The sequence below is a fragment of the Sandaracinaceae bacterium genome (assembly GCA_020633055.1).
Lineage (GTDB): Bacteria > Myxococcota_A > Polyangia > Polyangiales > Houyiibacteriaceae > JADJJE01.
Genome location: JACKEJ010000014.1, coordinates 156,045 through 170,462 on the forward strand (window position 1 = coordinate 156,045; position 14,418 = coordinate 170,462).

Annotated in this window: 8 protein-coding genes; 5 read left to right on the forward strand and 3 right to left on the reverse strand. The window is 70.4% G+C overall.

What is annotated here, in order from left to right; genetic code table 11:
• Positions 1-60: 60 nt before the first annotated feature.
• A complete protein-coding gene (locus H6726_29680; GenBank protein ID MCB9661848.1) occupies positions 61-1,473 on the reverse strand; it encodes a PLP-dependent aminotransferase family protein in 1,413 nt (470 codons plus the stop codon).
• A gap of 112 nt (positions 1,474-1,585) precedes the next feature.
• On the opposite strand from H6726_29680, the gene H6726_29685 reads away from it, so the two are divergent.
• Positions 1,586-2,503 (forward strand): DMT family transporter, encoded by a 918-nt coding sequence (locus tag H6726_29685; protein MCB9661849.1) that lies wholly within the window; start codon positions 1,586-1,588, stop codon positions 2,501-2,503.
• Positions 2,504-2,512: 9 nt separating this feature from the next.
• Here H6726_29685 and H6726_29690 read toward each other — a convergent pair whose 3' ends face one another.
• The gene (locus H6726_29690) at positions 2,513-3,655 is read right to left on the reverse strand and encodes a hypothetical protein (GenBank protein ID MCB9661850.1); all 1,143 of its coding nucleotides are present in this window, start codon (positions 3,653-3,655) and stop codon (positions 2,513-2,515) included.
• A 147-nt stretch (positions 3,656-3,802) separates the two neighbouring features.
• Positions 3,803-5,254: a patatin-like phospholipase family protein gene (locus tag H6726_29695; GenBank protein ID MCB9661851.1), complete on the reverse strand. Its 1,452-nt coding sequence runs from the start codon at positions 5,252-5,254 to the stop codon at positions 3,803-3,805.
• Positions 5,255-5,433: 179 nt separating this feature from the next.
• Here H6726_29695 and tssI point away from each other — a divergent pair, with 179 nt between their 5' ends.
• The 4 genes from tssI to H6726_29715 all read left to right on the forward strand — a co-directional run bounded on the left by tssI (position 5,434) and on the right by H6726_29715 (position 14,415).
• On the forward strand, positions 5,434-8,238 hold the full coding sequence (tssI, locus tag H6726_29700) for a type VI secretion system tip protein VgrG (protein ID MCB9661852.1): 2,805 nt from the start codon (positions 5,434-5,436) through the stop codon (positions 8,236-8,238).
• 8 nt (positions 8,239-8,246) lie between these two features.
• Positions 8,247-9,506, forward strand: a complete 1,260-nt coding sequence (locus tag H6726_29705; protein MCB9661853.1) for a hypothetical protein — start codon at positions 8,247-8,249, stop codon at positions 9,504-9,506.
• Between the two features lie 350 nt (positions 9,507-9,856).
• Positions 9,857-10,594, forward strand: coding sequence for a PAAR domain-containing protein (locus H6726_29710; GenBank protein MCB9661854.1), 738 nt, complete (start codon positions 9,857-9,859; stop codon positions 10,592-10,594).
• Positions 10,594-14,415: an AHH domain-containing protein gene (locus tag H6726_29715; GenBank protein MCB9661855.1), complete on the forward strand. Its 3,822-nt coding sequence runs from the start codon at positions 10,594-10,596 to the stop codon at positions 14,413-14,415. Before H6726_29710 ends, H6726_29715 begins: the two co-directional genes overlap by 1 nt.
• Positions 14,416-14,418 lie beyond the last annotated feature (3 nt).

The following is a 14,418-nucleotide window of genomic DNA, read 5'->3' on the forward strand; positions in this document are numbered from 1 at the left end:
AACAGGATCGGGTGGGGTGTTCGGGCACGCGACACGAGAACGCCGCCGCGCGCTCCTGCCTCAGCGCCGGGATCGCCCCAGCTGCGCCCGCTGCGCCAGCGCGCCGAGCTTGGCCAGCGCGGCGTCGGTGCGGTCGTCGAAGGGGCTCGCGCAGTTGATGCGGACGAAGCCTCGGTGCCGCCCCGTGGCCGAGAACAGCGGTCCGGGCGCGACACCCACGCCTTGCTTCAGCCCCTTGCGGTAGAGGTCGATGGCGTCCACCCCCTCGGGCAGCTGGACCCACAGCACGTGCCCGCCGAGCGGGCGGGTGCAGCGGGTGCCTGGGGGGAAGTGGCGCCGTACGGCGAGACCCACCGCCATGACCTGCTCCCGATAGGCGTCGCGCAGACGCCGCAGGTGGGTGTCGTAGCCGCCACTCTCGAGGTAGCTGGCGACCACCAGCTGGGGCAGGCTCGCGCTCGCGAAGGACACGGCCAGCTTGGCGTCGAGCACGGCGTCGTAGAAGCGCCCGGGGACGACCCAGCCCACCCGCAGGCCAGGGGCGAGCACCTTGCTGACCGAGCTACACAGCAGCACCCAACCGCTTCGGTCGAACGACTTGAGCGTGGTCGGGCGGTGCCCGTCGTGGGCGAGCTCGCCGTAGATGTCGTCCTCGATGAGGGGCACCTTGGCGCGGGTACAGAGCCCGACGATGCGCTGCTTGGCGCGGTCGGACAGCAGGCTCCCGCACGGGTTGTTGAAGTTGGGGACCAGCACGCACGCGGCGGGGCCTTCCCCCAGCAGCTGCTCGAACGCACGCAGGTCCACGCCCTGCTCCGGCGTGCTCGGCACCTCCACCGGCACGCGCCCCATGAACTGGATCTTCTCGATGATGCCGAAGTACGTGGGGGACTGGACCAGCACGCGGTCCCCCGGGCGCGTCGTCGCGGCGAGGCAGAGGTACATGCCCTCCATCACGCCCGTGGTGGTGATGATGTCGCTGGGCTGGAGCGTGGCCCCGCCATCCGCCGCGTGGGCGGCGAGGACGCGGAGCAGCTGCGGGGGGCCTGGCGGCAGCGCATAGCCGAAGGCCAGGTCGGGCTGCTCGCGCGCCAGCTGCGCGGAGAGGCGCGTGAGCGTGCGCATGGGCAAGTGCACCGGGTCGGGCAACGCCGTGCCGAGCGCCACGAGGTCCGGCGTGGCCGTCTCGCGCAGCACGGAGAGGCCGCGCAGGCGCTCGTCCTCGGGCAGCGGGGCCGTGGGCTCGGGCGCGGGCAGCCACAGGCGCGGCGTGTCTCGCACGAAGTAGCCCGAGCGTGGTCGCGCCTCCACCAGCCCGCGCGTCTCGAGCACCCGGAAGGCGTGCTGCGCGGTGGCCACGCTCACGCCCCAGCGGTCGCGCAGGTGCCGCACGGAGGGCAGCCGGTGCCCGGGAAGCAGCGTTCCGTCCTGAATCAAGCGCTCGAGGCGCTGCGCGACGTCTTCGTAGAGCATGACAGTTGGTGTCCGCGGGGGCAGTACAGATGGTTCTCGATCCATCTGTACCTGTCAAACTGTCTAGACACTGCATCTGTGCCTATCCGCGTGTGCGGGCCAGGCTCTGTGCATGCCCAGTCAGACCCACGCGCCGCTCGTCCTCGAGCCTCCCCTCTCCTCCACCCCCGCGCGCCGTGACACCGCTGTCGGACTCGCCCTCGGCCTGTGTGCCGTCGCCGCCTTCAGCCTGACCATGCCCATGACCCACCTGGCGCTCGAGGGCTTCACGCCGCTCGCGCTCGCGCTCGGTCGTGCCTCGATCGCGGCCGTGCTCGCCGCCCTGCTGCTCCGAGCACGCAGGGCCCCCTGGCCGGGTACCCGTCTCGCGCTGCGCTTGGCAGGCGTCGGCCTGAGCGTCGCCGTAGGCTTCCCGATCACCATCGCGCTCGCCATGCAAGAGGGCAGCGCCTCCCAAGCGGGTGTGATCTTGGGCTTGGTGCCCATGGCCACCGCCGGCTGGGCCGCGCTCCGCTATGGCGAACGCCGCCCTGCCCGCTTCTGGTGGATGTCCCTCGCGGCGACGGCGACCGTGGTGGTGTTCGCACAGCGTCAGGGCGGCGGGGCCCTCCGCGGCTCGGACTTGCTGCTGCTGCTCGCGGTGGGCTTCACGACGCTGGGCTACAGCCAGGGCGCGCAGCTCACGCGGCAGCTCCCCAGCGTGGACGTCATCGCATGGGCCGTGTTGCTGGTGGCGCCTTTGACTGTCCCGTGGGCCGCGCTCGAGCTGCGGGCCATGACGGCGTGGCCGAGCCCCGCTGCGCTCGGGGGGCTCCTCTACGTGGGCACCGTGTCGCAGCTGCTCGGCTTCATCCCGTGGTACACGGCGCTCGCGCGTGGTGGGGTCACGACGGTGAGCCAGGTGCAGCTGCTCCAGCCGTTCTTCACGTTCCTGGCGGCGGCGTGGCTCCTGGGCGAGGCGCTGCCACCCGAGCTGTGGGCCGTGGGCGCGACCGTCGCGGTGTTCGTCTGGATCGGCCGCCGCGCTTGAGCACGCACTCTATGGGGCAGCGCAGGTCTCGCTCAGCGTGCTGCCGCTCACGCTCGGGTCTCCGGAGGCCAGCACGAAGATACCCGGATACCCGTTGGTCTCGAAGCCCAGGCTCTCGTTGTCGCACAGCGTGGAGCGGCTGATGCGCATCGCCCCCGTGCGGTTGTTGCTGACGAAGAAGATGCCGCCACCGCCCTCGTTGGCGACGTTGTCGTGAAGCTCGCTGCCGCACAGGCTGAGCGTGAAGCGGTTGCCGTCGTTCGCGATGGCGCCACCGTTGCCGCCTCCCGGCGTGCCTGGGCGCATGGGGTTCGCGCCGTTGCCGGTCGCCTCGTTGTGCGTGAAGACCGAGTTGATGACCGTGAACGACACGCCGATGCTGCCCAGCGCCCCGCCGTTGGAGCAGTGGTTGCCCAGGTCGCTGGCCCCACCGAAGGTGCTGTTGACGATGTAGATGGGCTCGTCGCGGTACTGGTCGAAGGCGCGGATGGCGCCCCCCGCGTTGTCCTGCCCGACGGCGTCACACGCATTGCGGAAGAAGCGCGAGTTCACCACGCGCAAGCGTCCGCCACGCACGAAGATGGCGCCGCCTCCGTCCGGGTCCTCCCCGCTCGCGTCGCCATCGACGAAGGTGATGTTCTGGATGCTCAGCCGCGGGTGGTCCTGGTCGTTGCAGTGGCTGGTGGTCCACACCTGGGCCTGGTCGCACGTGTTCATGTACAGGATGCGCCGCTGCCCGCCGCCGCTCAGCGTCACGAGACCACCGCCGTCGATCACGATCTCCGGGCCCGTGTCGTTGAACACCTTGGCGGTCTCCTCGAGCGTGATGGTGACGGGGTCCGGGCCGCAGTCGAAGGTGATGACCCCACCCGCCGCGACCGCGTCGACGAAGGCCTGCGAGGTGCAGCTGCCCGGCGTGCCCGTACCGACCACCGTGCGGGGAGCGCTGACGTCCAGGGGGGCCCCATCCGCGGGCACCGGGCAGGCGGCGTCTTCCGTCCCTGCTGGCGGACCCGACGCGGGGTCGGCAAGCAGGTTGGGGAACGACACACCGCCGCCTCCACCGCAGGAGAGCGAGGGCGCGAGGGCGCACGCGAGCACGAGCGACGCGCCGCGGAAGCGCGGGCGAACCGGGGTCGGGGAGAGGCTCATGCCGCACAGCGTATCGCGGGTCGAGCGCGCATTCAGCGTCCCCATCCATGGGCAAGGGGCTCGGGCACAGCTTGGTCGTGCCGTGGCGCGTGAACCGCTCGACGAGACCGGCGCACTTCAGAGGGACGACGCCGCGAACGAGACCCGTCAGGGCTCTTCGTACGGGAAGCGCTCCATGTGCTTCTGGATGCGCGCCACCTCGCTCGACATCTGCGCGCGCCCCCAGGCCACGGCTTGGTCCATCTGCTTGGCGCTGGGCAGCAGCGTCACGGGCGAGAGCGTGGGCCGGAACGCGACGCGGCGGTGCATGTAGCGCTTGTTGAGCGCGACCTGCAGCTGGAGCACCCGCTCGCCCACGTTCATCCACGCGTGCCCGATGCTCATCTGCGGCGACAAGCAGTCGAAGGCCAGGTAGTAGCAATTGCGCGTGCCGATCTTGCCGGCGTGCACCTGACGCCAGGCTGTGCGCGCCGGGACGTTGTTCGCGACGCCGCCATCCACCATGGCGTCGATCTCTTCGCGCTCCATCAGCGCCGCCGCGATGGAGTGCATGCTCGGGTCGTCGCGCGCGATGTCGTAGTGGAGGATGCCGGGGATGGCCGCCGAGAAGCCCGCGGCGTCGATGGCGTCGAAGTTCGCCGTGAGCGTGTCCCCACCCAGCACGACCTCCTTCACGACGCGTGGGTTCACGAAAGACCACATGCGCACCATCTGCGTCGCGACGCGCGCGCGCAGCTCGAGCCGCCCGGGGCGTCGGTCCTGCGGCAGGTGGTGCGAGATGGCGTAGGCCTCGGGCGACTCCTCGAGGGCCCCGCGCCGCACGCCACCGACCACGGCCTCGAACGGGATCTGCAGGTCCGAGAGGCGCATGGGGCTGCCATCCGGGTTGCGGAAGCCATCCTGCAAACCGTGGTGCAGGTACAGGCGGAAGATGCCCGGCAGCCCGTAGCGCGCACGCATGGAGATGAAGCGGAAGACCTCGTCGCGGCGCAGCTTCTTCGCGCGCTCGAGGTGCTCGGCGTAGTCCCCCTCGCGCTCCTTCGCACGGAACAGGCCAAGCACCGCACCGATGGACGACCCGATGATGTAGCCCGGGATGAGCCCCCCGCGCTGCATGACCTCCCACGCCCCAATGTAGACGTAGCCGGCCCCGCCACCGCCGCCCGCGATGCTGACGAGGGTCTTGATGCCCACCTCGTCGTCCAGTTCCTGCGCGGAGAAGTCGTTGACGTGCGCGTCCAGCACGGCACGCCTCGTGGCGGGCACCCGGTGCGCGATGGTCTCGTAGGCGCGGTTCACCTCACGCAGGCGCTTGTCCGTGTCGCGCGTGTGCAAGAGGGGCCGGCTCATGACGCCCACCACCATGCGCCGGTAGTCGTCGAGGGCCGGGATGACCACGGGCACGTCGCGGCGCCCGCTGAGGCCCCCCTTGGCGGCCGCGCCCGGCTGGAAGCGGTGCAGTCCCGCGAACGACAGGGCGTAGCGGAGCTCGTGCTCGCGACGCCGGGAGATGGCGCCGGGGTGCTCGAACAGCGCGTCCACCAGCTTGGACTCCATCCGCTGGAGGGTGAGGAGGGTCTCGACGTCAGCAGAGCTCATGGGGGGTGCCGTGACCGTACCAGACGCGCCCGAGGCAGCGAAGAACGAGGCTGATGTTCGCGCTATGGGATGCGCCGAGAGCGACACTCCGCTGTTGAACCTTGACGGTGTAGGTCGCGGTACGCCACAGTGCACGCCTATCCGGGTTGTTTGTGGTCCAGACGACCGAAGGGGAGACGATGAGCGCACACGACCAGGACGACCCGGCAGATCAGGCGCGTGACGCGGCCACCAGCGGGGCAGTACAGGTGGCGACGGCTGCCGCCCAAGACCCGTCCTCCGCGGGCGCGGCTGCGCAGGCGGCAGGTACCCAGGCGGCGGCGCAGGGCGCGCAGGCCGGGCTGGCCGAGGCGGGGGTCCCGACCGAGGTCGCGCAGGGGGCCACTTCCGTCGCTGCGGGTGCGGTGTCCGGGGGAGCGGCTGGCGCGGCCCAGGCCGGAGCGGGCGCGGCCGGTTCCGCTGCGGGGTCTGCGCTATCCGACGCCGGGGTGCCCCCCGCGGTCGCGGGAGCCGTCACCAGCGCCACCACGCAGGTGGCGGGCGCGGCCATGGCGCGCGCCGACGCGAGCGTCCAAGGCGGCGGCGGTGGAGGTTCCTCGGGCGCGTCGTCGGGCTCCTTCCCCGGCGACATCGCGCGCCTGGCGGAGCAGCTCTCCGCGGCCGTCCTGAGCAACGTCGACGACACGGCGCAGGCGGTGTTCCACTTCGAGTGCCCCGGCAGCGACGTGACGTGGGTCGTCGCGTCGGTCGACGCCCAACAAGCCATGAACGAGCCGTATCGCGTGGACATCGACCTGCGCACGGACGACATGACGGTCGAGGGCGGGCAGCTGCTGGGACAGTCGTGCGCGCTGCTCATCGAGCGCGGCACGGTGCAGCATCGCCTCTCGGGCGTCGTGGGCTCGGTGCGCACGGGCAGCACGGCGCGCGACCAGGTGTCCGTCCACGTGCGCGTGGTCCCGGCCCTGTGGGGCCTCTCGCAGCAGCGGGACACGCGCATCTTCCAAGACCTGCCCGTGCCCAAGATCCTCGCCACCGTCCTCGAGGCGGCGCTGCAGCCCTACCAGCGCAAGGTGGTGCTGGAGCTGGAGCGCGCCTACGCGGTCTGCGAGTACCGCGTTCAGTACGACGAGACCACGCTCGACTTCGTGACGCGGCTCATGGAGGAAGAGGGCATCGCCTACTGGTTCGACCAAGAAGACGACCACGAGGTGATGGTGCTCTCGGACTCGCCGGCCAAGTACCGCGAGCTGGTCAGCCTGCACGATCGCGAGCTGGACTTCGTGTCCCGCGACAACGCCGTGGAGGGCAAGGAGAACGTCCGCGAGTTCCACATGCTCGCGCAGATGACGCCCAACGCCGTGGTCACGCGGCACTTCGACTGGACGCACCCCTCGCACCCCGTGTCGGCCACGGCGGAGGCGTCCGCGCCGGCCGAAGGTGACCCCGTGCACGGCGCCGTCGTGGGGCCTCGCCGCGAGCTCTACGAGCACGACACGCGGCCGCTCACCTTCTCCGAGTATAGCGACGGGAACGGCTTCGGCGCGCACGACTCCGAGCCGCAGACCGGCTTGCGCTACGAAGCGCACTTGGTGCGGGCGCACGTGGCCTCCGGGGTCTCGACCGCCATCGGCATGATGCCCGGCGTCGCGTTCGAGCTGCTGGGTCACCCCATGCCCGAGCTGGACGGGCGCTACGTGGTGCTCACCGTGAAGCACCACGGCCTGGACCGCGATGGCGGCGCGCAGCGCGAGGCGTACTACAACGAGTTCACGTGCATGCTGGCCGAGCAGATGGCGCGGCCCGTGCGCAGGACGCCCAAGCCCCGCGTGCTGGGCATGCAGACCGCCACGGTGGTCGGTCCGGCCGACGTCGAGATCCACACGGACCCCCACGGCCGCATCCGCGCACAGTTCCACTGGGACCGGCTGGGAGAGCGTAACGAGCACAGCTCCTGCTACATGCGCGTCATGCAGCCGTGGGCGGGCGCGGGCTGGGGCTTCATGTTCCTCCCGCGCATCGGCATGGAGGTGACCGTCACGTTCTTGAACGGCGACCCCGACCAGCCGCTGGTCACCGGCACCGTCTACAACACGGAGAACGCGCCGCCCTACCCGCCCCACGAGGAGCTCACGAAGAGCACCATCAAGACGCGCTCCAGCCCCACCCCCGCGGACGAAGAGGAGTTCGGCTACAACGAGCTCACCTTCGAGGACAAGAAGGGCGCCGAGGAGATCATCCTCCACGCGCAGATGGACCTCAACGAGACGGTGGAGAACAACCACACCACCACCGTGCACGGGAGCCACACGAACACGGTGGACGGCGGTGACAGCGAGTCGGTGGGTGGGGACCAGTCGCTGAGCGTGTCCGGCAACCGCACCAAGACGGTGTCCAAGGACGAGACCATCACCGTGACCGGCAAGCGCACCCAAGAGGTGACGGGCGCGGAGGAGGTCAAGCTCCACAACACCTACTCGCTGACGGTCGACCAGACGTCGTCCACCACGGTCACGGGCGCGGTCTCCGAGAAGTACCAGGCCGGGCGCACCACCACGGTCACCGGCAAGGACGTCGAGACCGTCAGCGACGGGAAGTCGGTGTCGGTCACGGGAGGCGCGCTGTCCATGGACGCCAGCGTCTCCGCCAGCATCACGCACGCGGGGGCGCACACGCTGGCGCTGCAGGACCGGGTGGACCTCAGCACCAGCACGGACTTCACGGTCACCAACGGCTCGTCCAGCATCTCGTCGTCGGGCGGCACGCTCACGCTCAGCGCCACCACCATCGAGCTCACCGTGGGCGGCGCGTCCATCGTCATCGGCGCGGACGGAATCAGCATCGCCGGCCCCAAGGTCGCGGCCACTGGCCAAGGCAGCACGTTGGAGCTGACGCCATCGGGCGCGGCGCTGAGTGGCCCGAAGATCACCTCCAGCGCCATGGGCACGCACGAGATCACGGGCGGTCTCGTGAAGATCAACTGAGGGCCGCCGTGAACCGCGCCATCCAGCGAGTGAAGGCAGAGCTGCAAGCGTTCGTGGACCAACGCGACGACTTCGTGCAGGTCATCCACGCCTTGGACACGGAGTTCGCGATCATCCTGTCGGCCCTGAAGGCCGTGGAGGACGAGACGCCTTCGGACATCTTCTTGCAGTTCGCCGTGCCCTGCACGGGGCTGGACGACTACGTGGAGTCCATCTTCGTGCGCGTGGAGGCGTGCCTGGCCGAGGCCGACAAGGTCCGCGCCGAGGATGGCGAAGCGCCACTGCCCAGCCTCCCGGCCGTCTGTCGGGACGCGGGTGTCCATGTGATCGACCGTCTCCGCGCGATGATGGCGCACGTGCGCACGCTCGCTGGCGACCCCCTGGACCGGCACGTGGTGTTCGCGTTTCTCCCGCTCGAGATTCGCGACAAGGCGGCCTACGCCACGGTGGTCTCGGGGTTGTTCCCGCGCGTCGGACACGAGCCCTGGATGCAAGGCATCCGCATCTTCGTGCGCGACGACGCGGCCGCGCCCTTCATCGTGCCGTACCTCGGGCGGGAAGGGATCGAGGACTTGCGGGTGCTCGAGGCCGACTTGTCCTTCCACGCGCTCGCGGACGCCATCGCGGACGAGACGGCCGACCCGAACGCGCCCATGCAGCAGCGGGCGATGGGCCTGATCCAGCTGGCGGGCATCGACATCGCGCACAAGCGCCTCCCAGAGGCCGCGAGCAAGTTTCGCGCCGCCTACCAGTACTTCGCCAGCTCCGGGAGCGTCCCCTACGCCGCGCTGTGCCTGCACGGGATGGGGTTGGCCGCGGAGCGCGGCGGCGTCTTGGAGCGCGCCAAGTCCATCTATCAGCAAGGACTCGCCGTGGCGGGGCCGGAGTTGCTCGCGCTGCCCATCTCGCTGCTGTTGACCACCAGCCTGGGCGACGTCTGTCACGCGCTGCGGCAGCACGAGGAGGCGCTGGGCTACTACGAGCTGGCCGACCAGGTCGCCAGCAAGCTGACCAACCTGTCCGCCAAGATCGACGTCATGACCAAGCAGGGGGACGTGCACCGCGACGCGCGTGACGTCGCGCGCGCCCAAGCGCGGTGGATCGCCGCCGCGAGCCTCTGCAAGGAGTTCCGCATGTTCCATCAGTGGCGGGAGCTGCTCACGCGGCAGCACGCGCTGTGCAAGCGCGAGGGGCTGCGCGAGCGGCTGCGCGAGATCGAGGACGAGCGTCGCGTGGTGGACGAGCTGGAGAGGAGCACGGCAGCATGAGCCCGCAACCGCCACACCCGGCGCGGACGGCGACGGCCAACCAACAGCGGCTCGCAGCGGCGCGCCCCGAGGGGCGACCACGCGCGCTGACCGTCCCCGAGGTCGCGCGCCCGACGACGCAAGCCGACGCCAACATCAACATGCTGGTGGCCAGCCTGAACACGAGCACGGCGGCCGTGGTGACGCCCCCCAACCCCGAGCACGGGGCGCTCGGCGTGGCGCAGTCCGTGTTGGGCGGGGTGCTGGGGTTGGTGGGCGCCCCCTTCGACCTCATGGACACCGGCATCGCGATGGCCGCCAACGCGGTGTTCGGCAACGGCGTGGCGCTGCCTGCGCTGACGCTGGGCGCCATGCACGTGGGCAGCATGCACGGGCACCTGCACCCGCCCAGCCTGATCCCACCTGCGCCCATGGTGCCCCTGCCCAGCCTCGGCGTCGCGCAGCTGGCCTCCTGCGCGTCCGTGCTGATCGGCGGCATGCCCGCCATCCGGGCCGGGGACATGGGCGTGGCGCTCACGTGCGTCTCGCTCGCGCCGGTGTTCGAGATCGGGACGGGCTCCAGCAACGTGTTCATCGGAGGCGCCCGGGCGGGTCGCGCGATGGACCTCACGCTGCACTGCAACCCGATGGGCGGGGGCGCGTTCATGATCGGCATGGCCGTCGCAGGCGCCGCGCTCGGCGTGCTGGGGGCCGCGACCTCCGCGATGGACTCGTCCGCGTCGAGCGACGCCGAGGCAGCTGCGTCGGCCGCCGGAGACGCCGCCGCGGCGGAGGCTGCCGGCGCGGCCGCGGCAGGGCAGGCGCTGGGGGCGGCGACCAGCGCAGCCCAAGCGGCGCTGGACGTGGCGGCGCTCGCGTTGATGCTGATGTGCGGCAAGGACCCGGGCGTCGGCCCTGGCATCGGCATGATGGTCCCGCTGCAGGCGAACGTCCTGATCGGCGGGGTACCCATCCCCAACTCGCTGGACATGGCCAAGGACCTGTTCAAGGCGGCGCGGCGCCTCGCTCGCGCGGCTCGGGGGCGCGTGCGTCGTCGAGCAGGACACGGGGAAGACGCCACCACTCACGGGCACTGCGACACCTGCTGATGTCTGCGCCTTCCAACAAGCCAGGCTGCGCGTCGTTGGGACCAAGCTGGGTCGGCGACCCGGTCGACGTCATCACCGGCGAGATGCGCGACGAGGCCACGGAGTTCCGTCTCCGAGGCCCTGTACCGTTCGCGTGGGTGCGCCACCTCAGCACGGCGTGGGTGCTCGAACAGCGCCAGAACGGATGGGGGCACCGCCACGCCTTCGACCGCTGCCTGCGCTTCGACCTCGACGGCGTGCGCTACGAGCGACCCGACGGCCCGACCGTCGAGTTCCACGTGCTTTCGCAGGTTGGTGCGCGGGATGCTCGGCAGGGCCACGTGCTGGAGCGCGTGGGCGAGGACCTGTACCAGGTCCGCAAGGTTGGCGAGCCCATCTACGAGCTACGACGGGCGTTCGGGCGCAAGCGCCGCGAGGCCAAGCTCGTCCGCATGGTCGACGGGCTGCACGAAGCGCACTTCGACTACGACGGGCAGGAACGACTGGTGGGCGTCGTGGACTACGCACACCGCACGCTGCGGGTGGAGTACACGCGGGAGGGGCTGCTGCGGGCCATCGTGTGGCTGCGTCCGGAGGGGCAGGTCACGTGCGTGGAGTACGAGTACGACCGCCATGGGTTCCTGCTCGGGGGGCGGGACGCCTACGGGAAGGCCTTCCGCTACGACTACGACGATGCGGGTCGCGTGGTCCGGAAGGTGAACCGACGCGGAGTCGCGTTCGAGTACGTGTACGACGACGCGGGGCGCTGTGTCAGGGCGCGAGGCGAGCACGGGGAAGTCGGGATCACGCTCGCGTACCGTCCAGAGGCGCGGGAGACCACGGTCACCCACGAGTCGACGGACGCACAGTGGATGTACCGCTACGAGCCCGAAGGGACGCTGCGGGAGATCGAGGCGCCGGACGGTGGCATTCACACGTTCGTCCTCGCGGATGATGGGCACGTCGTCGCCGAAGTGGACGCCTCTGGGCAGGTCTGGCCCTACGCCCGAGACGGCGCAGGGCGTGCCTACGGCAAGCGAGATGGCTACGGGTACCTGCGCCCGCTGGACGCGGAGCCGCACCGCGTGGCGCCGGCCCTCGCGCACCGAATGGCCGAGACTGCGTTGGGGTGGGAACATGGTGGACTCGAAGCGCCAGGCTTCGAGGTGCCGTGGGCTACGTCGCTGCCGCCTCAGCTTCCGCTCGAGGCACGGCAGGCGCTGGTGGGCGCCGAGCACACCGGTGTGGAGCGGGAGGTGCGGGACGACTTCGACACGCTCGTGCGCGTCGAGAAGTCGATGTCGGGGCAGGAGGTGCGGCGGACGTATCGCTACGACGGCACCGGCAACACCGAGCGCTTCACGGACTTCGACGGGGGCACTTGGCAGTACGTCTACCGGGAGTGGACACAGCACGTCGAGGAGGTGGACCCACTCGGCGGAGTGACGCAGCTGGAGCACACCCCGTGGGACCGGCTGACGCGGGTGGTGGACCCCGGGGGCACGGAGAGCGCGTACACCTATGACGCGCAGCACCGTCTGGCCGAGGTGCATCGGCATGGGCGGATGCGTGAGCGCTACGTCTACGACCCCATAGGACGGCTGATCGAGAAGCAGGGCCCAGAGGGCAGCGCGCTGGTGCGCTACAAGCGCGGCCCGGGCAGCGTGCTGATGAAGCGCGAAGGCCACGACGGCACGTGCGAGGTGTTCGAGCGGGACGCGCATGGGCGCAAGACCAGCGCCACCAACGCGCAGGCCGCGTGCACGTTTGCGCACACCTACGGGGGACTGCGCACGGCGGACCTGCGCGCCGACGAAGGCGTGCGCACGCGCTTCCTGGGGCGCGAGGCGCTCGAGGTAGAGACGCTCGGGGTGCGCGTGCGCTACCTGCGGCCGCAGGCGGACACGCTGCTGGTGGTGGACCCGACGGACCGCGTGCACCGCGTGCAGCGGCTGGGCGCGGGGATTGTGCGGCGGGAGCTGGCGAGCGGGACCACCGAGGTATCGCAGCACGACGGGCGCGGACGCTGCTGGGGCAAGACGAGCTACTGGGACTCGGGGAGCAAGCGGCCGTGGACGCGCAAGTTCTGGCGGTCGGGCGAGGGCGACCTGCTGGCGCGCGAAGACTCGCTGCGGGGGACATCGCGCTACACCTACGACGCCGCCCACCGGCTGACCAGCGTCACCGACGCCGACGGGCGACAGGGCGAGTACGCTCACGATGCCGCCGGCAACCTGCGCAAGAAGCCGGGCCTGGCCGACGCGCATGTGGGCGGGCGGGACGACGGGCTGGTGCAGGTGGACCGTGGCAACCGGCTCTACCGCGCGAACGGCGACCGCTTTGACTACGACACGCGTGACCACGTGCGTGCGCGGCACGGCGCGTGGGGCAAGCTCGGCTACGAACACGACGCGCTCGACCGCCTGCGACGCATCACGTTTGCGGCGGCTGAAGCGGGCGAGACGTACCCACCCGGGCACCCGGCCTACGGCCTGGAGCTGCACCGCTACGGAGCGCCCGAGACCGTCTGGGAGGCGGACTACGACCCCCTCGGCAGGCGCACCGAGACACGCGTCTACGGCGCTCCCGACGCTACAGGCGAGCGCGCCTGCGCCCGCTCCCGCTTCTGGTGGGACCGGGACCGGCTCGCCGCCGAAGAGGGCCCGGACGGCGCGCTGCGCGTGTACGTGTACGCCGACGTCGAAGCGCTGGTGCCCTTCATGTGGGTGGACTACGCGTCACGCGAAGAAGCCAGCGAGCGCCCTCAGGACGGCGAGCGCTACTATGTCTTCACCGATCACCGCGGCTGCCCCGAGCGCGTGGAGGACGACGGCGGCGAGGTGGTGTGGGAGGCCACCATCCACCCCTACGGCGAGTGCGAAGTGCACGTCGGCGCGGACTTCCACCAGCCCCTGCGCTTTCCTGGGCACTATCACGACGCTGCCACCGGCCTGCACTACAACCGCTTTCGGTACTACTCGCCCGAGCTCGGCCGCTACCTCGAGAGCGACCCCGTTGGCATCGCCGGTGGGCTCAACCTGTACGGCTACTGCAGCGACAGCAACCCGCTGCGCGATGTGGACCTCCGTGGGCTCACCAAGCGCTGCCCGCGCCAGCGCAGTGAGGACGGTGCCGCGGAGGAAGGTGCGGATGCAGAGAGCGCTACACAGCGGCGAGAGACGCTGCGGCAGGTAATCGAAGACATGGGCCTGGACCGAAGCCGTCGAGACGATCGAGCAGTCATCGACATGATGCTCGAAGGCACCGGCATGTCCCGAGCGGATCTCGACGTGACCCCACGCCGTGAGCATGGCGATTCAAGAGCGCTCGGAACCGAGATACGCGATCGGGAACGCACATCTGATCCAACCTACGAACACCCTCCCGACCACGCGGCCCACCACGTCATCCCCGCAAGCGTCGACCGCGACCACCCGATGACCCGCCGAGCACGGGACGAAGGAATCCGGGGCAGACCGCGCGCGGCAGGTGACGCTACCCCGCAGCGGGACGGTGTCGACAGGGCGAATAACGGAATCATGCTGCCCAGTGAGGCGGCGTCCCCGGCAGCGCGCTCCGAACTACCAACCCATACCAGAGGTGGGAGCCGCGATCATCCAGCTTACAACAGGCGCGTCCGCGAGGCGATGGATCGGCGGATGGAGCAATTACCAGGATATGATACATACCCTGACGGAACCCCAGACCTTCGAGGGGTCGACCGCGCTGACCTTGATGCAGCGATCACAGACGTCGAGAATGACCTGCGTGGCATTATTCAGGACTCGGGTGGTCAACACTTGGACGACGTGACAGCGATCGATGATCTTTACAACGACTAACGT